Source organism: Spiribacter sp. 1M189 (genome assembly GCF_040838345.1).
Lineage (GTDB): Bacteria > Pseudomonadota > Gammaproteobacteria > Nitrococcales > Nitrococcaceae > Spiribacter > Spiribacter insolitus.
In genome coordinates this window covers 655,899-677,694 of the sequence record NZ_JBAKFF010000001.1, presented here as the reverse complement: position 1 = coordinate 677,694, position 21,796 = coordinate 655,899, and the positions used below count along the sequence as shown (strand labels likewise).

Sequence of the window (21,796 nt, the reverse complement as noted above, 5' to 3'; positions counted from 1 at the left end):
GAGACCGATCAGCTGGCACAGCCAGCGCCAAACCAGTGGCTGTCGGACCTTGTCCGGCAGCCGCTTCAGCGGACCGAGCGCGAGGGGGTAATCCAAGTGGCCGCAGTCGACGTCACTCAATCAAGGACACCCGACACAGTCACTGCCACCGGGCAGGACGCGCTGAAGGCATTCGCTGAACCCTCCCTGCTTGAGCGGGTAGATCAGTTCATGATCGCCCTTGTATGCGGCATGCCGGCGACACCCGCCCGTGAGGCCGCGCTCTATCACCTTGAAACCGGCGGACACCGGATGCGGGCGAAACTGGCACTGGCCAGTGGCGCCAACCGGCTGAGCGCCCAGGACAATATCGCGGCAGCCGCGGCCTGCGAGCTGCTGCACAACGCATCGCTGGTCCACGACGACATCAGCGACGGCGACGACTACCGACGGGATAAACCCACCGTCCGCGCCATCCATGGCGACAACATCGCCCTCTGCGCCGGCGACCTGCTGCTCACCAGCGCGTTTCGCGCGGCGACACGGGTCAAGGACGCAACGACGGCTCGCCACCTCTCCGACTTCATGGCCGAGCACGCCGGTAGGGTCATCGGCGGCCAGAGCGTCGAGTTGGCCGACAACGCCTCCGATGCACCCCGGCGTGTAGCGGACTATCTGCGGGCTACGCGTGATAAAACCGCACCGCTTATCGAACTCGCATTGAACGTCGGCATCACCACACCCGCCCCTGCCCGATACACCCCGGCGCTCAGTCGCGGAGTGGCCGAGGCAATCGGACTCGCCTATCAGATCCTCGACGACATGGATGATCTCCAGGAGATGACATGCCTCGCGGATACCGGGCGTCTCCATCCCCTGCATGCCTGGCGGCATCATCAACCACCCGGCCGGGCCGAGGATGGCGGCCGCATCCGGCAGCGCTGTCTGCGTCATGTCAATGCGGCGCTGGGCCGGGCGCGTCGCCTGTCTGCACAGCTGCCCGCCCCGCTCAGTCATGACGTCATGAGCCTGATCGAACGGCTCGCGGACAAAGCCCAGCAAGTAGCCCGGACGACCCCGACACGACAAAAAGGATAGGAGCTTATGCACTCCCTGATTATGGGCGGCGGTTTCGGGGGCATCGCCGCTGCATTGCGCCTGAGGGCACGAGGCCATGACGTAACGCTCGTCGATCGCTGCCCGAGGCTGGGCGGACGGGCACAGGTGTTCGAGCGCCAAGGCTACCGGCACGACGCCGGGCCGACGGTGATCACCGCGCCGTTTCTGTTCGCCGAGCTCTTCGAGCTGTTCGGCGAGTCACTGCACGACCATCTGGAACTGCGCCCCCTTGATCCCTGGTATCGCTTCCGCTTCCCGGACGACACCTTTTTCGACTACGGCCCGGGAATCGAGCGGATGGAGGCCGAGATCGCCCGGTTCAACCCGGAGGACGTATCCGGCTACCATGGCCTGCTGGCGGAGTCCCGCGAGCTGTTCGATATCGGGTTCCGCGAGCTCGGCGACCAGCCCTTCCATCGCGCGTCATTCATGGCGCGGCAGATCCCCAGGCTGTTGCGCCTTCGCTTCGACCGCAGTGTCTGGACCATGGTCTCCCGCCATATCCAGCACCCGTACCTGCGCCGCGCCCTATCCCTGCAACCGCTGCTCGTCGGTGGCAACCCGTTTGACACCACCTGCATCTATGGACTCATCCACTACCTCGAGCGCGAGTGGGGGGTTCATTTCGCCATGGGCGGGACCGGCGCACTGGTCGACGCCCTCGCCGGCCTGCTGGAGCGCCAGGGCGTGCGGGTCGAGAACGGCCGGAGTATCACCGGCGTGCATCGCACCGGCAATCGCGTCGAATCCGTGAGTCTTGATGATGGCCGGCAGCTTCGCGCCGACAATTTTGTCTCCAACCTCGACCCGATGCACCTCTACGGCGAGCTGATGGACAGCGTTCCGACCACAGCGCGTATCAAGCGCCGCCTCGCCAGCACGTCGATGGGTCTGTTTGTCCTCTACTTCGGCACCGACCGGCAATATCCGGAGGTGGCGCACCACACGATTTGGCTTGGCGAGCGCTATCGCGAGCTACTGCACGATATCTTCGACCGCAAGGTGCTATCCGAGGACTTCTCGCTCTACCTGCATCGCCCGACCGCGACCGATCCCAGCTTTGCGCCGGCCGGTCATGACAGCTTCTACGTGCTGGCGCCGGTACCGAACCTGCTCGGCGATATTGACTGGTCGGTGGAAGGGCCGAAGCTGAAGTCGCGGATCATCGACGCGCTGGAGCGCACGATCCTCCCGGAGCTCAGTGCGCATATTCGGGCGGATTTTCACATGACACCGGACGATTTCCGCCATAACTACCAAAGCGTCCACGGCAGCGGCTTCAGCGTCGCTCCGCTGTTTCGTCAGTCGGCATGGTTCCGCTTCCACAACCGTGCCGAGGGGCTGCGAAACCTGTACCTGGTCGGTGCCGGCACGCATCCCGGCGCAGGCATGCCGGGCGTGCTCTCCAGCGCCAAGGTCCTTGAGCGCCTGTTCCCGGATGATGCGGAGGCCGCATGAACCCGCGTGACGTCCTGGCGCGGCATGCCAGCAGCTTCCACATGGCGAGCCGACTGCTGCGCCCCGGAGATGTCGATGACGTGGCCGTCCTCTATGCCGTCTGCCGTCTTATTGACGACATCGCCGACGAATCCACGGATGGTGCGGGGCGCATCGAGGACTTCATCGATGCCCTGGAAGCCCACGAACCGGAACGCATCCCGGTGGATGGCTTTGGCGAGATGGTCCGGCGACGGGCACTGGCCACGGCGCCGTTGGTGACACTCGCCCGTACCGCGGCGAAGGAAGCCGATGAGGGCTGTCTTATCAATGACGAGCAGGAGCTGCTGGATTACTGCTACGGCGTGGCCGGCACGGTGGGTGAACTGATGTGCCCACTACTCGGGGCGGATCCGATTCGCGGGCGGGATGCGGCGGTATCACTCGGAATCGCCATGCAGCTCACGAACATCTCTCGTGATGTGCTCGAGGATGCCCGCCGCGGCCGACGTTATCTGCCCGGGCAGTGGATCGGGCAGCTCTCCGCCGATGCGATTGCGACCGCCAGGCCGGTCCATCGCGAGCCGGTGCGCAGTGCAATCCGACGTGTCGTTGATCTTGCCGAAACGCACTATGCCCGGGCCGAGACCGGCATGGGGCTGATTCCGCTGCGCAATCGCATGGCGATCCGTGTCGCCGCCCGACTCTACCGCGCCATTGGTCTGCGCGTCCGAGACGGTGGATGCCGCTACTGGGAGGGTCGGGTCTCACTCAGCCATCGCGAGCGGCGCCGGCTCGCGATGCACACGGTAGCGCGGCCACGGCTCGATACCGGAGCCAGCGATCGGCCGGCATGAGTGACTTCGACCTGGCGCTCGTCGGCTTTGGTGCCGCCGCGATGAGTCTTGCCGTGCGCCTGAGTGCGCATTACCCGGGCCGTATCGCGGTCGTTGAACCTCGCCCCCTGCCGCTCGATGACCAGACCTGGTGCGGCTGGCGGGTCCATGACCACCCCTTTATCGAGCAAGTCGAACGCAGCTGGACCAGCTGGTCCGTCCGCTACGCCGACGAGGACCTGGTCCGCAGCAGCCAACGCCTCCCCTACGAAATGCTGCGCTCGTCAGCGGTTCAGCAACGAGCCCTCGGCGCGGTTGAAATCAGGGACGACTGGTCTTACCTCGGCGGCGTCTCCTTGGTGGATTCGGCGCTCGAGGCCGATAGCTGGCGGCTTACCCTCAGCGACGGACGCGAGATAAGCGCAAAGCGGGTTATGGATTCCCGTGCGCCGACGCTGCAACTGCCAAGGCCCTGGGTCTGGCAGAGCTTTATCGGTCGGGAAATCAGCGGCCCTGATCTCGACGGCAGCGGGCCCGTTGGTCTGATGCATTTCCTCGAAGACGATGAACCGTTGCTTACCTTCGTCTACGAGTTGCCGATCAGCGACAGCCGGCGCCTTGTCGAGCTGACTCGCTTCACGCCGAATCGGCCGGATCGGGCGGAATTGGCCAGCGCGCTCGACCGATTACTCGAACAGCGTCGTTGCGGTGGATACACCGTCAAGCGAGAAGAATACGGCAATCTCCCGATGGCGCCCATTGCGCCGTACGATCGCGATGGCTGGATGCGCACTGGCACCGCCGGCGGCAGCATGCGACCGGCCACCGGCTACGCTTTCCACGGCATCCAGCAATGGGCCGACCAGTGTGCCGATGCGCTGATCGCCGGTCACGAGCCGGCCCCGCCCGGCCGCCAGCGGATCATGGACTGGCTCGACGGCGTATTCCTCGAATCGCTCTGGGCGGACGCCGAACTCGGCCAGGCACCGGAGCGCTTCATGACGTTATTCCGAAATACGCCGCCGGAATCACTGGTGCGCTTTTTAATGAGCCAACCCCGCGCCCTGGATCTGTGGGGCGTTCTGCGCGCCCTGCCGGCACCCCCAATGATCGCCGCTGCCGGGCGCTACAGCCTCAAGCGGCGCCAGTTGGCCTGCCCGACTCAGGCGTAGGACGCACGGAATTGCAAGGCGGCGAGATGCGCATACAGGCTGTCAGCCTCCATCAGTTCGTCGTGTGATCCCACCGCCCGAATCCGCCCGGCTTCCAGGACGGCGATCCGGTCGGCGTTACGGACCGTCGCCAGGCGGTGAGCGATCACCACACTGGTCCGATCCGCCATCAGACGAGCCAGTGCAATCTGCACCTGCTGTTCGCTTTCCGCGTCGAGGCTGCTGGTCGCCTCGTCGAGCAGCAATAGGGCCGGATCGCGGAGAATGGCGCGGGCGATCGCCACGCGCTGGCGCTGTCCGCCGGAGAGCTGCACCCCACCCGGTCCGATGTGCGTATCGATCCCCTGTGGCAGTGCTTCGATGAAATCCGTGCAATTGGCTGCATCGGCGGCCTGGATGATCTGCGCGTCGGTTGCCTGCGGATCACCGAATCGGATGTTATCCCGGACCGTTCCCGTGAACAGGATCGGCGTCTGGGCGACCAATGCCATCGATCTACGCAGCGCAGCCGGATCGGCCTCAGGCAAGTCCACGCCGTCGAACTGAATCCGGCCCGAGTCGGGATCATGAAAGCGGAGCAGAAGACTGATCAGCGTACTCTTGCCGGCACCCGAGGGCCCGACCAGCGCCAGGGTCTCGCCGGCATTGATCCGCAGATCAACACCGGCAAGTGCCGCGGGTTCGGGACGCGTCGGATAGCGGAACATCACCTGCTCCAGCATGACCTCGCCCTGCGCGGGTGCCGGCAGAGGCACCGGCCGTTGCGGTGCGCGGATCTCCGCCTGCGCGTCCAGCAGCTCGAAGAGCCGCTCGGCGGCGCCGGATGCCCGGAATAGCTCACCGGCAACCTCCGAGAGCACGCCCACGGCGCCTGCGGCCAACACGGCATAGAAAATGAAGGCCGAGAGCTCCCCCGCCGTCATGGCGCCCGAGAGGACTGCGTGCCCACCGCGCCAGAGCACGAACGCCACGCCGCTGAACGCGAGAAGCAATGCCACCGCATTCAGCCCGGCACGCTGGCGGATACGCCGTACCGCGGTGGCAAATGCCTCCTCCACCCGGTCACTGAAAACACCGCGGTCCACCGGCTCGTGCACAAAGGCCTGCACGGTCTCGATACCACCCAGTGTTTCTCCGGCATAGCTGCCAACATCGGCGATGCGATCCTGGCTCAGCCGGGAGAGTCGGCGAACGCGGCGGCCATAGATCAGCATCGGCGCAACGACCACCGGAATGCCAATGATCACCAGCCCGCTCAGCCCTGGACTGGTCACTACCAGCATGGCCAGCGTGCCAAGCAGCAACAGCGCATTGCGCAGCGCCATGGAGAACGTCGACCCCAGCACGCTCTGTAACAGCGCCGTATCGGTGGTCATACGCGACTGAATCTCACCCACCCCGTTGCGCAGGTAGAAACCCGGCTCCAGCGCCAGCAGATGATTGAACACATCGCGCCGCAGATCGGCCGCCACTCGCTCTCCGATCCACATCACCCAGTAGAAGCGCAGCGCCGAGGCCGCCGCCAGCACCAGCACGACCGCGCCGGTGATCAGCAGGGCCTGATCCAGGGCGGCCTGCGTACCTTCGGCAAAACCCCGATCGATCACGAGCCGCAGGCCCTGGCCAATGCCGAGCACACTGCCAGCCGCCACGATAAGTGCAGCGCCGGCGATCAGGGCCTGTCGCCAGTACGGCCTCAGATAGCTTGCCAGGCGCAGCAGACCGCCAAATTTCTGCACTGCGACGCTCCGGGATGATGCGCTATGCAAAGGACATGCTCTAGCCCCGTCCCCGATAGGAGGCCACGCCCTGGTCCGGGATCCAGACGTCCGCCGGCGGCTCGCCGGTCTGGTAGAACACGTCAATGGGAATGCCGCCGCGCGGATACCAGTACCCGCCGATGCGCAGCCAGACCGGCTCGAGCAGGTCGGCGAGGCGCCGGGCAATGGTCACGGTGCAGTCCTCATGAAAGGCGCCGTGGTTGCGGAATGAGAACAGGAACATCTTGAGCGACTTGCTCTCCACGAGCCACTGGCCCGGGATGTAGTCAATGACCAGATGCGCGAAATCCGGCTGCCCGGTCATGGGACAGAGCGAGGTAAACTCCGGCGCGGTGAAACGCGCCACGTAGCGCACGTCGGATTGGGGGTTGGGCACCCGTTCCAGGACGGCGTCCTCGGGCGATGTCGGGATAGCCGTCTGGCTGCCGAGCTGCGAGAGACCGGCGTAGATATCTTCGCTCACAGGGCATCTCCGCGTTGCTTCAGGCCAGCCGGCGGCCTGATCCCGCCGTGGTGGTACTCGTTACGAAATGTCATTGACAAGCGTCTCCCGTGATTACAATGTGCGGGCTTGAGCCCATTATTGGGCCACGAAACGGCGATAAGGTCACGAATTGAAGCGATGAAAATTTCCATGTTGCAAGCCAAGATCCACCGCGCCACCGTCACGGACGCGAACCTGGATTACGAAGGCAGCATCACCATTGACCGGGCACTGCTGGATGCATCAGGCCTGGTGCCATTCCAGCAGGTCCACGTCTACAACATCACTAATGGTCATCGATTCGAGACCTACATCATCGAAGGCGAGCGCGATCGCGGCGACATCACCATCAACGGGGCGGCCGCCCATCTGGCCAGCCGTGGCGATAAGGTGATCATCGCCGCCTACGCCTCGGTTGATGCCGACACCGCCGATAACTGGCGGCCCTCGCTGGTATTCGTCGACGATGCCAATCGGCAGAAGACCCTCGACCGCTGATCCGGTCTAGACGACCGCACCCAGTGCGCCGCGGCGGGCATCCACGACATGCGCGAGGTACTGCCTTGCCAGGCCGATACCCGTCAGTCGGCTTGCGACATCGTCGTCGCGATTGCTCATCACCACCGGAACTCTCAGCCCGAGCAGAAGCCCGGCACCCCGTGCATCGGCCAGGTGGCTGAGCTGCTTTACCAGCATACTCGCCGCTTCCAGGTCGGGGGCAACCAGTATGTCCGCGCGACCCGCCACCGGAGAATCCACGCCCCGCGCGCTCGCGGTTGCCTCGGAAATGGCCGTGTCGAAAGCCATCGGGCCATCGACGACCGCCCCTGATACCTGCCCCCGATCCGCCATCTTGCAGATGGCCGCTGCATCCAGGGTTGAGGAGAGGTTTGGCTCAATCGCCTCCGACGACGAGAGCATGGCGACACGCGGTTCGTCGATTCCAAGGGCATGGGCCAGGGCGACCGCATTGCGAACCATATCCCGCTTCTCGAAGAGTGCCGGATGGATATTCACCTGCGGATCGGAGATCAGCAGCGGCCGCGGATAGGTCGGGACGTCAAACGCCATGACCTGGCTGGGGGTGCGCTCCGTCGCAAGGCCGTTATCCCGCCTGATCAGGGCGCTGAGGAGCTCATCCATCGGCAGCCCGCCCTTGATAATGGTCGCCACATCACCGGCTGCTGCCAGGCCCGCCGCCGCCTCAGCCGCCGCATGGCTATGCCGGGTGTTGACCCGTTCGAAGGCACCGATGTCCACGCCGGCATCCTCTGCGGCGGCATCGATCCGGGCCGCCGGGCCAACCAGCACCGGGCGGATGACGCCCTCACCCGCCGCCGCGGATAGCGCACGCATACTCTCGATATCCACCGGATGGACAACCGCAGCTGTCACCGGCTCGTCGTACTCCGCCCCGGCCAGCATCTCGGAGAGACGGCCGCGCTCGGCAAGCCGTACCGAGGGCATCACCGCCCGCGGTCGATTGATCTTCTCCGAGGGCGCAAGCACCCGCGCCTCGCCGTCCAAAACCAGCGCCTCATCCTGGTTGTGGCACTCGCAGCCAAAAACGATATGGCGCTTTTCATCGAGCTTCTCGCGGACGGTAACCGTGACACGCACTTGATCCCCGAGTGTCACCGGCCCGCGGAATCGCAGCGTCTGTCCCAGGTAGATCGTCCCCGGCCCGGGCAATTGGGTACCCAGCACCGTTGATATCAGCGCGCCACCCCACATGCCATGGGCGATGAGCTCGTGAAAGCGACTGCTACGGGCAAACTCTTCGTCAACGTGAGCCGGGTTCACGTCCCCCGACATCACGGCAAAGAGCTTGATGTCGTCCATGGTGAGGCGTTTCTCGAAAGTTGCCGAGTCGCCCACCACCATCTCTTCATAGGTCCGGTTCTCGATCGTGGTGGTCTGGCCTAGGGCCCCCATTGCGCTCTCCTTGATCAGAACTGAATGTGATGACCGGCATCCACGTAATGGATCCCGCCGGTAACCGCGGAGCCGGCATCCGAGATCAGCCAGGCCGCCGTGTTGCCGATGTCCTCAACGGTAGCCAGCCGTCCCAGCGGCGATCGTGTCTCGCCGTCGGTGGCGAGCTCCTCGAAGTCCTTCAACCCGGAAGCCGCCCGGGTCCGGATCGGCCCGGGCGAGATGGCGTTGACGCGAATGCCCGCAGGCCCCAGCTCAGTGGCCAGGTAACGGGTCGACGACTCCAGTGCCGCCTTCACGGGTCCCATCAGGCCATAGTTGGCTACTGCCTGATCGGCACCGTGATAGGTCATGCAGATCAGGCTACCGCCCTCGCTCATGAGCGGCTCGGCGTGATGGGCCATGCGAATGAAGGAATGACAGGAGACATCCATGGCCTGGGTGAAGCCCGCTGATGACGAATCCGTCAACCGCCCGTGCAGATCCTCCAGCGGGGCGAAGGCAATGGAGTGAATGACGAAGTCGAGCCGGCCCCAGCGCTCTTCCGCCCGGCGGAACAGACCGGCGAGCGAGTCCGGATCCTGCACATCGCAAAGCTGGTACTCCGGATTGCCCATTGCCTCGGCAAGCGGGGTCACGAACCGCTCCGCCCTGGGGCTGGCATAGGTCACCATGAACTCCGCGCCCAGCGCCGAGAGCGCCCGAGCGCAGCCATAGGCAATGCTGTTCTCATTGGCGAGACCGGTAACGATCCCCACCCGGCCTTCCAGGGAAAAGTCACCGGGTAGCGTACTGGTGCTCATACTGACTCCTGTTCCTGCGTATGTTGCACTGCACACTTAACAGGAACGTCATGTCAGCTGCAATCATGACGCGGTGGAATCAGGATGGCGGGCTCGGATTCAGTCAGGGCCGGGATCAGCGTCAAAATCTCTGTGACTGACAAGGCTCGTCAGCAGGGAGTGTGACTGAATGATGGCCTCGGCGACCTCGGTCACGGTCTGCCGTGACTCCATGGCCTGCTGGCGCATCGCCCGATAGGCATCCTGCTCGCCGATCTCGTGCAGGCGCATCAGGATCAGTTTGGCATCATTGAGTTTCTGGCTGTTCTCGACCTTGCTTCGAAGTTTTGAGATCAACCGGTCCTTGTGCCGGCACTCCTGCCAGATCCGCCGCGCGGTGACCATACTGGTCAGGACCCCCGAGGGGCGGATCGGCTTGGTCAGCACACTATCGACCTGCAGCGAAATCAGGTGATTAAGTACCGACGGGCTCTCGTAGCCGGCAAGGCCAATGAGGGAAGGACGCGTTGACTGGCGCTCGAGATACTCAAGAATACTCTCAAGCGGCTTTTCCTGGACAAGGATAAAGGCGATATCCACCGGATCCGCATCCACCTTGGGCGGTGGCCAGACCGCCTGCGCTCGGCATCCGATCCGGTTGAGCTGCAGCAGTAGCTCTTCGGCATCACCGTCTCTGGGATGCAGCACGAGAGCATTCAGCCCGCGGAGGCGTTCAATAATGCCCTCGTCGCCCGTCATCGAATCCAGACCGGCGTGTTGGCCCAGTCGTTCAAGGCCGGCACGGCCAGGTAGGGGTCCGGCTTGATCGGGCGAGAGGCCTCGCGCTCGAGGATGAACTCGCCTTGATCGTCCACTCGCGCAATTCGGGATAGCAGATACGCATGATTGTTGTCCGGATCAACCTTGATGCGTCCCTGCGGTGCTTCAAATTCCGCCCCGCGCAATACCGAGCGCAACTGATCCGTGTTTCCCGCACCCGCGAGTCTCAGCGCGTTGGCATACAAGTGAACCTGAAAATAAGCGGCCTCACAAGCGCTCGTGACCGTCTCCACCTCACCGAACTTCGCCTGGTAACGGGCCAGGAAGTCCATATTGCGGCGGGTGACGATGTTGCGGAAGTACGGCGCGGCGGTGATATGCCCCTGCGCCGATGCGTTACCCATGGCCGCCACCTCTGCTTCATTGGTGGTCAGGCTCGCGATCGGCCGCTGCAGGCCATCGCCACCGGCCTCATGGTAAGCGCGGTAGAAATTCACCGTGCCGGTACCGACCACGGTTGAGAACACCACATCGGGCTGAACCTCGGCGATGTGCTGGATGATCGGCGCAAAGTCCTCGGGACCGGCGCTCAGATCAACGTATTTCTCGGCGACCACCTCTCCGCCCCCCTGGCGGACGATATTGCGCATCACCCGGTTGGACTCGCGCGGGTAGATATAATCCGACCCGACGAAATAAAATCGAGAACCGAAATTGTCCATCAGGTACATGGCAAGGGGCAGACTGTTCTGATTGGGCGCGGCCCCCCCGTAGATGACGTTCGGCGAATACTCGAAACCTTCGTACAGGGTCGGGTAGAAGAGCAGCCCGTTATAGCGCTCGACCACCGGCAGCACTTCCTTTCTGGAAGAGGACATATAGCAGCCGAAGATGACATTGGTCTGGAGACTGCCGAGCAGCTCTTCCGCCATGGTCCGATAGCGGACGGGATCGGAGGCTGGATCAAGAATGATCGGCGAAATCGGCCGGCCCGCCGCACCGCCTGCTTCGTTGATTTCGTCGATGGCGAGCAGCGCGCCGTTGAGCTGCGACTGCTCGATGATCGCGGTAACGCCTGTCTGCGAGAACAGGATGCCAACCGGCCAGCTTTCCTCGTTTCGATTCCCTGTCATTGATTTTCCCGCTCGGTCATACGATGAAATTCCATATCGTCGCTTTTATTGATGCGCACCTCGTAGGTCGCCGGTGCCCCGTGATGGGCGGCGGGGTCATGCGCACCGCTCAGCAAATACTCGGCAAACGGCACCTCCACCTCGCTGCGAATGACCCGCCGCAGGGCCCGGGCGCCGTACTGACGATCGAACCCCCGGGCCGCCAATGCCCGGCGGGCCGCATGATCGAGCGCCAGCCTGCAATTGTGCTTTTGCAGCCGCCGGTTAAGCCTTTCGATCTCGATTCCCGCCAGCTCCTCGACCATCTCGCGCTCGATCCAGTTATAGACCGTAATGTTATCTATGCGATTGACGAATTCCGGTGAGAAATGGTCATTCAGCCGATTGCGCAGCAGTTCGTCGAGTTTATGCCCGGCGAGCCACCGACGCAGGCGCCGCCAATGACCAAGGCGACCGCGGCCAAGCGCCTCGTGCTGGTAGATATCGCGAGCACCAAGATTGCTGGTCATGAGCACGATGGTGTTGCGAAAACTGTAGGTGCGCTCCCCCGAAGCGACCGTCATCTGGCCATTGTCGAAGACATTCAGCAGCGCCTGGGTCGCCTCTGGACTGGCTTTTTCGATCTCATCAAATAGGACGATTCCCGGCCTGCCCCGCTGCCCCTCGATAAGCTCCTGATCAAGGATGGTCTTACCCTCCTTGGCGCCGACGTACCCTGGCGGCGCCCCGGTAATCGCGGCGGCATAGTGCTCCTGCGAGAGCGTATTCATATCGACCCGGCAGAAGGCATCAGCATCGTCATACAGCCCACGGGCCAACGCGCGGACGGTCTCGGTCTTACCGACACCGGTCGGGCCCAGAAACAATGCCGTAAAAGGGGGTCGACGAGGGTCCGCGATGTCCGCCCGGACAACCTTGAGCATGCGCTCAATGGCGTCGAGCGCCTGAGACTGCCCCCGCACCTCGTGCCGAACCACTGCCATGACGCCGGCAACATCAAACTTGTAGCGCGATTGCAGGTTCGCAGTCTCTTCGGCGGCATTCTGCAAGCCATTGCCCACACTCTCGGCGGCCAGGGCTTCACGGTCGGCTCGGTTGCGCTCGGCATCGGCCAGTCTGTCGGTCAGAAACGGCATCCAATGGCCTCTCCCTGAAAGGATCGTCTGCATGCCGCGGCCCGGCACCAGGGTGCCGGGCACAACGGCAGCCCGTCAGCTTATTTACCCGCTGACTTCTCCTTCGCTGCATACGGCAGGTTGCCCACGGGGCATTCGGCCGTACCGACCGTCTCGCGGGTCATGGCCTCGACATCTTCACGCGCCTTCTCGGCGTCGTTGACCCAGGTCTTGTAGAACTCGAACGGGCACTCGGCTACGCCCTTGTCCCCGTCGCCCGAGTCATGCATGCCGGTGTAGCCCCGATGCAGGATCTTGAAGAGATGGTTCTGCGACTGATCATTGGCACGGGCGTCACGAATCTGCGAAACGGACATCTGCGCGTACTGGATCCCCATCTCTTCCTCACCGCACTCACCCAGCGTGCGACCGTCGAAACCGACCAGCGCGGAGTGCCCGAAGTAGCTGTAGACCCCGTCAAACCCGGTGGCATTGGCAACGGCCACATAGGAGTTGTTGGCCCAGGCCATGCACTTGGCCATGTTGATCTGCTGCTCCTTCGCCGGATACATATAGCCCTGGCAGCGGACGATCAGTTCGGCACCCTTCATGGCACAGTCGCGCCAGATCTCCGGGTAGTTGCCGTCATCGCAGATGATCAGGCTGACCTTGAGCCCCTTCGGCCCTTCACTCACATAGGTATGGCCACCCGGATACCAGCCCTCAATGGGACACCAGGGGATCACCTTGCGGTAGCGCTGGACGATCTCGCCTTTATTATTCATCAGAACAAGCGTGTTGTAGGGGCTCTTCTTGGGATGCTCCTCGTGGCGTTCACCCGTCAGAGAGAAAACCCCCCAGGTGTTCGCCTGACGGCAGGCCTTGGCGAAGATCTCAGTTTCGTCGCCCGGGATAGTCGAGGCGGTCTCCATCATCTCATCAGGGTCGTACATAATCCCGTGGGTGCTGTACTCCGGGAAAATGACCAGATCCATGCCCGGCAAACCCTTCTTCATGCCGACGACCATGTCGGCAATGTTCTGGGCATTGTCCAGCACCTCGGCCTTGGTATGCAGCCGGGGCATCTTGTAGTTGACAACGGCGACGCCGACCGTGTCGTTACTACTCGAAATATCACCGTGACGCATTGCGCTCTCTCCTATATCGCCATGAAAAAGTCCCAGACAATTCCTGGTGGAATCGCAGGAACCGCTAAATCGACAAATACTTCTCAACGACCTCGCCGGTGAGCGCCTCGCCAGGCCCCCGCAGCGAGACGCGGCCCTTTTCGATAAGCAAAAACTCGTCGGCAACCTCCCGCACGAAACGGGTGTTCTGCTCGACGAGGATGATCGTCAGGCCCATCTCCCGGTTGAGCTGCTTCAGCACCTGCTCAATCTGCTGGACGATATTCGGCTGAATCCCCTCGGTGGGCTCGTCCAGAAGCATGATCCGCGGCTTCATTGCCAGGGCGCGACCGATGGCAAGCTGCTGTTGCTGCCCTCCGGACAGGTCGCCGGCCCGGCGCTCGATGAACTCATCGAGAATCGGGAACATCTCGAAGATGTGCTCGGGGATGTCGCGACTGCCGTCCTCGCGCGGGAAAGTGCCCATGATCAGGTTTTCGCGCACGGTAAAGCGCGGAATCACCTCACGCCCCTGGGGAATGTAGGCAATCCCCGCCCCGGCGCGCTCGGGCGTGGTCTTCTGGAGCAGATCCTGGCCGTTGAAGCGGATTGTCCCGGTCGCCCTGTCGGTCAGTCCCATGAGGGTTCGCAGGAGCGTCGTCTTGCCAACGCCATTTCGCCCGACGACGCCGAAAAACCCGCCCTCGGCCACCTGGAAGTCGATCCCCTGGATGACCGGGCTCTTGCCGTAATAGGAATAGAGATCCTTTACCTCAAGCATGAGCCTCATCCCCCGTATCCGCCAGATAGGCTTCCCGAACCTTTGGATCGGCCTCTATCTCCTGGATCGTGCCCTGGGCCAGCAGCTTCCCCATGTCCATGACGGTGACGGTCTCGGCGATATCACGGACGAAACTCATGTCATGCTCGACCACGATCATCGTGTGCTCACCACGCAACTGGCTGAAGAGCCTGGCCGTCTGTTCGGTTTCCTGAATCGTCATGCCAGCCGTGGGTTCATCCATGAGCAGGACCTGACAGTCCTGGATGAGGAGCATGGCAATCTCGAGCCATTGGGTCTGGCCATGAGAGAGATTGCCGGCCCGCGTGGCGACCTCCGCGCTCAGCCCGACCAGATCGAGAACCTCCTGGATCCGGCCCTGGACCGATGTTCGGAAAACGCGTAGCGAATGCAGAAAGGATGGGTTCGCCGACCGCGCGACCTCCAGGTTTTCAAGCACTGTCAGGTCCTTGAAAACACTTGGAGTCTGGAACTTGCGCCCGACGCCGTGGCGCGCTCGCTCGAACTCATGCAGGGTCGTGATATCCGTGCCACCCAGCAGAATCCGCCCGGAGGTGGGCCGGGTCTTCCCGCAGATAAGATCGAGCGTGGTGGATTTACCCGCTCCATTCGGCCCGAGTAAGCACCGCAGTTCGCCATCACGGACCTGCAGATCGAGTTCGTTGACTGCCACCAGCCCGCCGAAGCGGACGGTGAGTGACTCGAGTGTGACGGACGCCATCGCCTCAGCCCTCCTGCTCTGTGGTTTTGGGGGGGCTCAGCGGCTCGGCATCGACACGCTGCTCACGGCTGCCACGCTCGTGAAAACGCAGGCGCAGCTGATCGATCAGCCCGAAAATGCCGCGCGGCAAGAAGAGCACCACCGCGATGAAGATCACGCCAAGCATCAGCGTCCACTGATCGAAGAACAGATCGGAGAGCTTTCCCTCCGCCATATTGACCGCGATGCCGCCGAGCGCCGCCGCGATGACCGACTCACGGCCACCGACGGCGGCCCAGATCACCATGGCCAGGCTGAGCGAGAGCCCCATGTAGGTCGGCGACGCGAACTCGAGCACCAGGCAGTAGATCATGCCGGCAAGGCCGGACATCGACGCCGAGACCGCGAAGACGATCGTTTCGTAGCGCGATACGTCGTAGCCGAAGAAGCGCACCCGTTCGGGGTTCTCACGGATAGCGCGAAGCACCAGGCCGGCCTTGCTCTTGACGATGACCAGCGCAAGTCCGAGGACAAATAACAGCAAGCCGGCGGTCAGGTAGTAGAACGCGACTGTGTAGGGATCCAGCGAGAAGCCGAAGATGCTGAGCGGTGCCAGTCCCGTGAGCCCGTTCTCACCGCCGGTCCAGCCCTGCTCGCTGATGATCCAGAGCTGCACGGCCAGCATCAGCGAGAGCGTGATGATGGCAACGAAGACACCGGTAATCCGGCCGCGGAACATGAAGGCCCCAAGCAGTCCAGCCAGCGCGGCGGGAACCAGAATGATCGCCGCCAGGGTGAACGCCAACGAGTGAAACGGCACCCAGAACCAGGGCAACGCCTCAACATTGGTCCAGCCCATGAAGTCCGGCAACCCACCCGCCAGCGAGGCACTGGCTTTGAGCTTGAGGTGCATCGCCGTGAAATAGGCGCCGATGCCAAACGTAAGCGCCTGGCCGAGATTCAGGATGCCGGCCTGCCCCCACGACAGCGCAACCGCGGCGGCCACCATGCCCAGTGCCAGATAGCGGGAATAGGTGTTCAGCTCGTAGCCCCCGAAGCCGACCATGGCGGGCATCAGCACCAGGACGATCAGCGCGAAGATCAGATAGCCGACACAGTCGAATTTGAACATACGGTTCATTGCAGCAATCTCCTAGCCACGCACTTTCGCGGGGAACATCCCTTCCGGGCGGAAGCGGATGAACACGACGACAGCCAGCAGGATGAGGATCCGGCCGGTGGTCTCGTTGAACAGGAAGGACAGCCACGCGGTGGCCTCGCCGAGCATGAGCGCGGAAGTCCCAGCGCCGAGGAGGCTGCCGACGCCCCCAACGATCACCACCAGGAAAGCATCGACGACAAAGCTATTGCCCATCGTCGGCGTCACGCTGACGAGAGGACTGACGAGGGCCCCGGCAATGCCAGCCAGGCCGGCCCCATAGGCAAACGTCAACGCATAGATGCGCCGGGCACTAATGCCGTAGCACCGGGAAATCTCGACGTTCTGCACCATGGCGCGCAGACGCATGCCAAATTCGGTGCGGAACATGACGTACCAGGTCGCGGCAAACATGCCGAGCGCGAAGACCACGACGAAAAGTCGGTAGGAGGCGATGTAAGCGCCAGCGAGATCAAAGCCGGAATCGAGAAACCCTGGACGCGCCACATAACGCGCATCCGAGCTCAGCAGAAGACGCACCACCTGCTCAATCACAATACCGATCCCCCACGTGGCGAGGATGGTGTCCAGCGGCCGGTGGTAGAGCCGATGAACCACGGCTCGCTCTATAACGATTCCGATCAGACCAACGGCCAGAAACACGATCGGGATCGCGAGCAAGAGGCTCAAGCCCAGGGCATCCTGCAGCAACCAGGCGCCATAGGCGCCCAGCATCACGAACTGACCGTGGGCGAGATTGATGACACCCATCGATCCGTAAATGATCGCCAGCCCCAGCGCGACCATCAGCAGAATCGAGGCCAGGCTCAGCCCTATAAACAATTCGTTGAGAAAGACGCCCATCGTCCCCACTCCAGATAGACTATCGGGATAGAGCCGGGCGCCTCGGAGATCCCCGAAACGCCCGGCGTGCCGTCAGATAAAGCCGGGGATCAGCCCTCCTCCAGCCCCGCGATCGTGCAGGTCTGGAAGTCGTAGGCCCAGTAAGGCTCGGGCGCGACGCGCTCGCTTGACTCTACGACCACCCGGGCCTGGCCATCCGGCTGCCACTGGGCAATCTTCGGCCAGAGATGCGTGTGGAGATTGCCGTCGATGAGAATGTCACCCTGCGGCGCACGCAGTGACTGCCCAATGGCCGCATCGCGAATGGCGGCTGGCGTGAGGTCCACGTCCCCGAGGGCCTCGACCGCGGCCTTGAACTGATAGACCTGGAAATAGGCCGCCTCATTAACGAAATGAGTCACCTGATCTCCGCCGTACTTCGAGAGATAGGCTTCGACGAACTGCTCATTCTCAGGCGAGTCATGCCCCATGAAATAGGGTGCCGACGAGAAATGGCCCGCTGCTGCATCCCCACCGATGGCACGGACCTCCACCTCGGAGCGGGTAAGGCTCGCTACCGGCATCTTCTCGGCGTCCAGGCCGGCAGCACGGTACTCACGCTGGAAAGCCACGTCGGAGTCTCCCACGAGGGTGCAGAAGATGACGTCGGGCTGCTCACGCCGGATGCGGCTGATGATCGAGCTGAAGCTGTCATGGCCCAGCGGCACGTATTCCTCGTTGACGACCTCGCCACCGAAATCATCCAGGATCATCCGGCAAACGTTGTTTTCCTCGCGCGGATACACGTAGTCGTTACCGAGGAGGTAGAAGCGCCCGCCGAAATTCTCCATGAGCCAGGGCACAAACTCCTGCTGCTGCTGGTTGGGTACCGCGCCGCCGTACATCACGTTGCGCGAGCACTCGCGCCCCTCGTACAGCGTTGGATACCAGTAAAGATTGTTCTGACCCTCAACCACCGGCAGCACGGCCTGACGGCTTGCTGATGTGTAGGAGCCGAAGACCGATACCACTTTGTCGCGGCGCACCAGACGGTTGGCGCGATCGGCAAAGGTCGCCGGGTCCGACGCCGGATCCTCGACGAATGGTTTGAGCATGCGGCCATTGACGCCACCGCTCGCATTGATCTCCTCAATAGCCATCATGCAGGCGTCGTGCAACGTACTCTCGACAACGGCGACCGCACCCGTCTGCGAGAAAAGCACTCCCACCGGGATCTCTCCCGATGCCGCCATCGCGGTACCGCCCTTGACCCACACATGCGGGAATCCGTTAACGGCCGCAACGCCGGCCGCACCCCCTAAACCCATACCTTTCAGAAATTTGCGGCGATCCATGAGACGCCTCCTTCAGGTTTTGTGGCGCTGTCAGCCCGCGCCAAGCAAAAAAAAACGGCCCATCACCAAGCACGCCGGAAGGCGCCTCGATGATGGGCCGCTCTGCCCCAATGTTTTATACCAGCCGCATCATCAACACTGATGCGCGACGTTCATTCAGTCCTACATACCTGTGCCGGCCTGTCAACACATTTGTGCCGTGCACCGCAACAATCGAGCGACGTGTTTCGCCCGAGTCCAGGCTGGCGACTGGATCATCCAGAGCCACATTGCTCCTTTGATCCGGCGTTCCATGCGGTGCCGCACAAGAAGATGCACGTCTCGTGCCAGACCAGTCCTTTTGCCTAAAATTTTTTGTATATTCCGTCGCTTGTGGGATTCTCGCAGGGGCAAACTACACAGTGAAATACGAAAAAACGCGACGTTATAGTGCATGGCAACAACATGAATGCACCGCGGTTGGGCAGGTTGATGATGCGGCAGGGTTCACAGCAAGGCGCCGGCGGCTATTGCCAGTCTTGCGTCATCATCCACCGCAACGGAGGCATTCCGATGGCTCGAGACTACATCCGCCCGGAGATCCCGGACTCGCTTTATGCCGAGCTCACGCAGCGCCGCCAGCTCATGATCAACCCCGACAAGTCCGATCTGCTCATGGCGCTGGATCGGGTGCAACAGCATGCCCGCAAACGCCTGCTTCGCGCGCCGGAGGTCCTCCGCGCATGGCGGCGCTTCCGGCAATCGGGCAACGGGATGGTGAGCGTCGCCGCGCAGACCGAGGCGCCGGCGCATTACGAGTGGCCCATGCACGTCACGCTGTTCCAGGCGGTCACGATAACACCCAGTCTGACCGGCGCTTTGTTCGACCGCGTCGCCATCCATCCGGGCCACCCCCTGGACTGGCCCCTGCCGGATCAGCGCGTCTCCGCCCGGGCACGACGCAATGCCATCGTCACGGCCTTCTGGCTGCATTTGAGCGACGAGGACATCATCTCGCTTGACGCGCATACCGCGGCGGCCTGAGCGAAGCGAAAATCCTTTCACCCAACGGGTGGCCGGCATAACATGCCCGCCACCATGAACGACGCCAGCCCTTCCAGAAACCGCATCCTGCTTGCCTGTGCCGGGCTTACCGGGACGGCGTTCTTCTGGGCGACCAATGCCGTGCTGGGGCGTGCCACGGTAGGGGAGATTCCGCCCATTTCGCTGGCGTTCTGGCGCTGGGTCACGGCGCTGATCATTCTCGCCCCCATCGGCATCCCGGCGGTGATCCGGCAATGGCCCATCGTCAAGCGCCACTGGCGCGCGATGGTCGTTCTGGCCGCGCTCAGCGTGGGCCTGTTCAACACCCTGCTGTATGTGGCCGCGCAGACCACCACCGCCCTCAATATCGCGCTGATGAACGCGAGCCTCCCCATCGCGCTCGGACTGGCCGCGCATTTCACACTGGGCGAACGCCTTGATCCGATCCGAGGACTCGGCATCGCACTGGGCTTCTTTGGCATCCTCACCATCATCACCGAGGCCGACCCGATGCGGCTGCTGCGCCTGCAATTCGTGCCCGGCGACCTGGTGATGCTCGGCGCGGTCGCATCCTGGAGCACTTTCTCGGTGGTACTGCGCCGCCAGGCCGTGCCGCTGAGCGCCGCCGCCTTCCTGACCGTGCAGATCGCCCTCGGGATTCCCGTGGTGGCGCCGTTCTACCTGGCCGAGATCAGTCAGGTCGGTCTGCAGCTGCCCAACCTGTCGAACTTCTGGGTGTTTCTGACCGTTGCCGTTGGCCCCGGGCTGCTGGCCTATACCTTCTGGAATAACGGCGTTCGCACCATTGGCGCCTCCCGGGCCGCCCTCTTCCTCTATCTCATCCCGGTTTTCGCGGCGATCCTCGGCACGATCTTCCTGGGCGAACAACTCGCGGCGTTTCACGCGGTGGGAGGAGTATTCATCCTTGCCGGCCTGTTGCTGGCCAGCAGGCGCCCGCGCCCCCAGTCTGACCGACTGCAGCAGGACACCCGCGGCGGATCAGGCGAGGGACTGCAGCGCAACCGCAGAGTTAGCCCGCGCACCTGAGGTCTCAAGGAGCTGTCTGGGCAGATCCGGCATTCGTCGCCCGAGTCGGGCCGGGACGCTGACCTGATAGCAGCAATAACCATCCTCGGAGGCCGACCAGGCACCGATATGCGGCGCCCCGGTGGCGTTTTCCCACTCCTGGCGGTTGAGCTCATCGCAGAGCCAGGCCAGCTCGTCGCTGTCAGAATACTGCCTCGGCATCTGCAGCCGATACTGGAAGCCGCGGCCCACCAGCGGCGTGTTACCGCGGACCGCCAGCGAGATGCTTGCCCCGCGCACCGGCGGCCAGCCCAGGGGCTGCGCCATCAGGCCGTCCGGAGCTCGCTTGACGACACGCCATGCATCCGGCTCAACGCCGGCAATGCTCTGCAGGCAATTACGCCACACCCCGAGCCCTGCCCGATCGAGATGCCGGTTCTCGGGCTGCGGCGCATCGAAGAGGGTTCCGCCGGATTCCATCACCGCCAGCCGGACCATATGCCGGCCGGTGGCATGCCAGGGGACTTCAGCATCCACGCAGACCCGGCTGCCGATGGTCAGCCCCGCTCGGCTGCCTGTCGAGGGGGGCTGGACCGCGCCGACCGCACTGCGGGGGTTGAGTCGGGCCGCGCGCATTCGGGCCGAACCCGGAAACGCCACATTGCCCCGTGGCACGGTTTTGATGGTGACTGCCGGGTACCGCACCCCGGCATCGACGCCGACCCCCTGGACGCGGCATGGCATGACATCGGTGACGGTTTGCTGCCGGGTGATCTGCAGGCAGTCACCGGCTTGCGTGATTTCCGCATCGGGCTCGCGCGAGAGTAACTCGGCAAGCTCATCGATCACGGTTTCCAAAGAAGGTAAGTCGGCGGTCATACTCCTCGACGCTACGCGCTCCAACGCGCCATGTCATGCCTTCTCAGCCAAGGGCAAAGGAAATTGCGGCATCCGCATGAAGCCGAGTCGTATCAAAGACCGGCACGGGCAGTGCCGACTCATCAATCAACAGTCCGATCTCGGTACAACCCAGCACCACCGCCTCGGCCCCGGCGTCGACGAGCCGCTCGATGATGCGCTGATAGCCCGCCCGAAGCCGGCCGCCTCAATGGCCTCACGCGTCACATCGCCGATGTGGATGAAAGGCACCGATGCGGCCTGCTCGATCGGCTGGGCGACCTTGTGCATCGTGTTGGTACATAGCAATA

23 protein-coding genes are annotated in these 21,796 nt (G+C 63.2%); 7 read left to right on the top strand and 16 right to left on the bottom strand.

Features of this window, described 5'->3' with window-relative positions; genetic code table 11:
* The first annotated feature begins 96 nt into the window (after positions 1 to 96).
* The 4 genes from V6X30_RS03415 to V6X30_RS03400 are packed head-to-tail and all read left to right on the top strand — an operon-like array spanning position 97 to position 4,543.
* Positions 97 to 1,077, top strand: a complete 981-nt coding sequence (locus tag V6X30_RS03415) for a polyprenyl synthetase family protein (RefSeq protein ID WP_367983246.1) — start codon at positions 97 to 99, stop codon at positions 1,075 to 1,077.
* A 6-nt stretch (positions 1,078 to 1,083) separates the two neighbouring features.
* Positions 1,084 to 2,556 (top strand): phytoene desaturase family protein, encoded by a 1,473-nt coding sequence (gene crtI, locus V6X30_RS03410; protein WP_367983245.1) that lies wholly within the window; start codon positions 1,084 to 1,086, stop codon positions 2,554 to 2,556.
* A complete protein-coding gene (locus tag V6X30_RS03405) occupies positions 2,553 to 3,392 on the top strand; it encodes a phytoene/squalene synthase family protein (protein WP_367983244.1) in 840 nt (279 codons plus the stop codon). Before crtI ends, V6X30_RS03405 begins: the two co-directional genes overlap by 4 nt.
* Positions 3,389 to 4,543, top strand: coding sequence for a lycopene cyclase family protein (locus V6X30_RS03400; RefSeq protein WP_367983243.1), 1,155 nt, complete (start codon positions 3,389 to 3,391; stop codon positions 4,541 to 4,543). Before V6X30_RS03405 ends, V6X30_RS03400 begins: the two co-directional genes overlap by 4 nt.
* Here V6X30_RS03400 and V6X30_RS03395 read toward each other — a convergent pair.
* Together V6X30_RS03395 and queF are read right to left on the bottom strand one after the other, a co-directional pair.
* Entirely contained in the window at positions 4,534 to 6,282 is a 1,749-nt protein-coding gene (locus V6X30_RS03395; RefSeq protein ID WP_367983242.1) for an ABC transporter transmembrane domain-containing protein, read from the bottom strand. The genes V6X30_RS03400 and V6X30_RS03395 overlap by 10 nt on opposite strands.
* Positions 6,283 to 6,322: 40 nt before the next feature.
* Positions 6,323 to 6,787, bottom strand: a complete 465-nt coding sequence (gene queF, locus V6X30_RS03390) for a preQ(1) synthase (RefSeq protein WP_367983241.1) — start codon at positions 6,785 to 6,787, stop codon at positions 6,323 to 6,325.
* A 159-nt stretch (positions 6,788 to 6,946) separates the two neighbouring features.
* Between queF and panD the strand changes: the two genes are divergently transcribed.
* Complete coding sequence (gene panD, locus V6X30_RS03385; RefSeq protein ID WP_367983240.1) at positions 6,947 to 7,306, top strand: aspartate 1-decarboxylase; 360 nt, start codon at positions 6,947 to 6,949, stop codon at positions 7,304 to 7,306.
* A gap of 6 nt (positions 7,307 to 7,312) precedes the next feature.
* Here panD and V6X30_RS03380 read toward each other — a convergent pair whose 3' ends face one another.
* The 11 genes from V6X30_RS03380 to V6X30_RS03330 form a co-directional block, all read right to left on the bottom strand.
* On the bottom strand, positions 7,313 to 8,743 hold the full coding sequence (locus tag V6X30_RS03380) for a bifunctional enoyl-CoA hydratase/phosphate acetyltransferase (protein ID WP_367983239.1): 1,431 nt from the start codon (positions 8,741 to 8,743) through the stop codon (positions 7,313 to 7,315).
* Positions 8,744 to 8,757: 14 nt separating this feature from the next.
* A complete protein-coding gene (fabI, locus tag V6X30_RS03375) occupies positions 8,758 to 9,546 on the bottom strand; it encodes an enoyl-ACP reductase FabI (RefSeq protein WP_367983238.1) in 789 nt (262 codons plus the stop codon).
* Between the two features lie 99 nt (positions 9,547 to 9,645).
* On the bottom strand, positions 9,646 to 10,284 hold the full coding sequence (locus V6X30_RS03370; RefSeq protein WP_367983237.1) for an ANTAR domain-containing response regulator: 639 nt from the start codon (positions 10,282 to 10,284) through the stop codon (positions 9,646 to 9,648).
* Positions 10,281 to 11,438, bottom strand: a complete 1,158-nt coding sequence (locus V6X30_RS03365; RefSeq protein WP_367983236.1) for a transporter substrate-binding domain-containing protein — start codon at positions 11,436 to 11,438, stop codon at positions 10,281 to 10,283. The genes V6X30_RS03370 and V6X30_RS03365 overlap by 4 nt, the downstream gene beginning before the upstream one ends.
* The gene (locus V6X30_RS03360; RefSeq protein WP_367983235.1) at positions 11,435 to 12,574 is read right to left on the bottom strand and encodes an AAA family ATPase; all 1,140 of its coding nucleotides are present in this window, start codon (positions 12,572 to 12,574) and stop codon (positions 11,435 to 11,437) included. Before V6X30_RS03360 ends, V6X30_RS03365 begins: the two co-directional genes overlap by 4 nt.
* 80 nt (positions 12,575 to 12,654) lie before the next feature.
* Positions 12,655 to 13,701, bottom strand: coding sequence for an aliphatic amidase (locus tag V6X30_RS03355; protein WP_367983234.1), 1,047 nt, complete (start codon positions 13,699 to 13,701; stop codon positions 12,655 to 12,657).
* A gap of 64 nt (positions 13,702 to 13,765) precedes the next feature.
* Positions 13,766 to 14,461: an urea ABC transporter ATP-binding subunit UrtE gene (gene urtE, locus V6X30_RS03350; RefSeq protein ID WP_367983233.1), complete on the bottom strand. Its 696-nt coding sequence runs from the start codon at positions 14,459 to 14,461 to the stop codon at positions 13,766 to 13,768.
* Positions 14,454 to 15,203, bottom strand: coding sequence for an urea ABC transporter ATP-binding protein UrtD (gene urtD / locus V6X30_RS03345; RefSeq protein ID WP_367983232.1), 750 nt, complete (start codon positions 15,201 to 15,203; stop codon positions 14,454 to 14,456). Before urtD ends, urtE begins: the two co-directional genes overlap by 8 nt.
* Before the next feature lie 4 nt (positions 15,204 to 15,207).
* A complete protein-coding gene (urtC, locus tag V6X30_RS03340) occupies positions 15,208 to 16,323 on the bottom strand; it encodes an urea ABC transporter permease subunit UrtC (protein ID WP_367983231.1) in 1,116 nt (371 codons plus the stop codon).
* Positions 16,324 to 16,335: 12 nt separating this feature from the next.
* Positions 16,336 to 17,205 carry an urea ABC transporter permease subunit UrtB gene (urtB, locus tag V6X30_RS03335; protein WP_367983230.1) on the bottom strand — a complete coding sequence of 290 codons (870 nt, stop codon included), beginning with the start codon at positions 17,203 to 17,205 and terminating at the stop codon, positions 16,336 to 16,338.
* A gap of 89 nt (positions 17,206 to 17,294) precedes the next feature.
* Positions 17,295 to 18,539, bottom strand: coding sequence for a transporter substrate-binding domain-containing protein (locus V6X30_RS03330; protein WP_367983229.1), 1,245 nt, complete (start codon positions 18,537 to 18,539; stop codon positions 17,295 to 17,297).
* A gap of 552 nt (positions 18,540 to 19,091) precedes the next feature.
* Here V6X30_RS03330 and V6X30_RS03325 point away from each other — a divergent pair.
* Positions 19,092 to 19,562: a hypothetical protein gene (locus tag V6X30_RS03325; RefSeq protein ID WP_367983228.1), complete on the top strand. Its 471-nt coding sequence runs from the start codon at positions 19,092 to 19,094 to the stop codon at positions 19,560 to 19,562.
* A 42-nt stretch (positions 19,563 to 19,604) separates the two neighbouring features.
* The gene (locus V6X30_RS03320; protein ID WP_367983227.1) at positions 19,605 to 20,609 is read left to right on the top strand and encodes a DMT family transporter; all 1,005 of its coding nucleotides are present in this window, start codon (positions 19,605 to 19,607) and stop codon (positions 20,607 to 20,609) included.
* On the opposite strand, the gene V6X30_RS03315 is transcribed toward V6X30_RS03320, so the two are convergent.
* From V6X30_RS03315 to V6X30_RS09775, 3 genes are read right to left on the bottom strand one after another with little or no spacing between them, the layout of a single operon-like run.
* On the bottom strand, positions 20,562 to 21,467 hold the full coding sequence (locus tag V6X30_RS03315; protein WP_367983225.1) for a hypothetical protein: 906 nt from the start codon (positions 21,465 to 21,467) through the stop codon (positions 20,562 to 20,564). The two genes, V6X30_RS03320 and V6X30_RS03315, sit on opposite strands and share 48 nt — an antisense overlap.
* A 43-nt stretch (positions 21,468 to 21,510) precedes the next feature.
* Positions 21,511 to 21,624 (bottom strand): hypothetical protein, encoded by a 114-nt coding sequence (locus tag V6X30_RS03310; RefSeq protein WP_367983223.1) that lies wholly within the window; start codon positions 21,622 to 21,624, stop codon positions 21,511 to 21,513.
* A complete protein-coding gene (locus tag V6X30_RS09775) occupies positions 21,594 to 21,776 on the bottom strand; it encodes a hypothetical protein (protein ID WP_408022352.1) in 183 nt (60 codons plus the stop codon). The genes V6X30_RS03310 and V6X30_RS09775 overlap by 31 nt, the downstream gene beginning before the upstream one ends.
* Between the last annotated feature and the right edge of the window lie 20 nt (positions 21,777 to 21,796).

Coding starts and splice junctions, on each gene's coding strand:
- V6X30_RS03325 (WP_367983228.1), top strand. CDS start 19,092: ATGGCTCGAGACTACATCCGCCCGGAGATCCCGGACTCGCTTTATGCC.
- V6X30_RS03360 (WP_367983235.1), bottom strand. CDS start 12,574: ATGCCGTTTCTGACCGACAGACTGGCCGATGCCGAGCGCAACCGAGCC.
- V6X30_RS03370 (WP_367983237.1), bottom strand. CDS start 10,284: ATGACGGGCGACGAGGGCATTATTGAACGCCTCCGCGGGCTGAATGCT.
- urtD (WP_367983232.1), bottom strand. CDS start 15,203: ATGGCGTCCGTCACACTCGAGTCACTCACCGTCCGCTTCGGCGGGCTG.
- V6X30_RS03315 (WP_367983225.1), bottom strand. CDS start 21,467: ATGACCGCCGACTTACCTTCTTTGGAAACCGTGATCGATGAGCTTGCC.
- V6X30_RS03400 (WP_367983243.1), top strand. CDS start 3,389: ATGAGTGACTTCGACCTGGCGCTCGTCGGCTTTGGTGCCGCCGCGATG.
- urtE (WP_367983233.1), bottom strand. CDS start 14,461: ATGCTTGAGGTAAAGGATCTCTATTCCTATTACGGCAAGAGCCCGGTC.
- V6X30_RS03320 (WP_367983227.1), top strand. CDS start 19,605: ATGCCCGCCACCATGAACGACGCCAGCCCTTCCAGAAACCGCATCCTG.
- fabI (WP_367983238.1), bottom strand. CDS start 9,546: ATGAGCACCAGTACGCTACCCGGTGACTTTTCCCTGGAAGGCCGGGTG.
- V6X30_RS03355 (WP_367983234.1), bottom strand. CDS start 13,701: ATGCGTCACGGTGATATTTCGAGTAGTAACGACACGGTCGGCGTCGCC.
- V6X30_RS03365 (WP_367983236.1), bottom strand. CDS start 11,438: ATGACAGGGAATCGAAACGAGGAAAGCTGGCCGGTTGGCATCCTGTTC.
- V6X30_RS03405 (WP_367983244.1), top strand. CDS start 2,553: ATGAACCCGCGTGACGTCCTGGCGCGGCATGCCAGCAGCTTCCACATG.
- V6X30_RS09775 (WP_408022352.1), bottom strand. CDS start 21,776: ATGCACAAGGTCGCCCAGCCGATCGAGCAGGCCGCATCGGTGCCTTTC.
- urtB (WP_367983230.1), bottom strand. CDS start 17,205: ATGGGCGTCTTTCTCAACGAATTGTTTATAGGGCTGAGCCTGGCCTCG.
- V6X30_RS03380 (WP_367983239.1), bottom strand. CDS start 8,743: ATGGGGGCCCTAGGCCAGACCACCACGATCGAGAACCGGACCTATGAA.
- panD (WP_367983240.1), top strand. CDS start 6,947: ATGAAAATTTCCATGTTGCAAGCCAAGATCCACCGCGCCACCGTCACG.
- urtC (WP_367983231.1), bottom strand. CDS start 16,323: ATGAACCGTATGTTCAAATTCGACTGTGTCGGCTATCTGATCTTCGCG.
- crtI (WP_367983245.1), top strand. CDS start 1,084: ATGCACTCCCTGATTATGGGCGGCGGTTTCGGGGGCATCGCCGCTGCA.
- V6X30_RS03330 (WP_367983229.1), bottom strand. CDS start 18,539: ATGGATCGCCGCAAATTTCTGAAAGGTATGGGTTTAGGGGGTGCGGCC.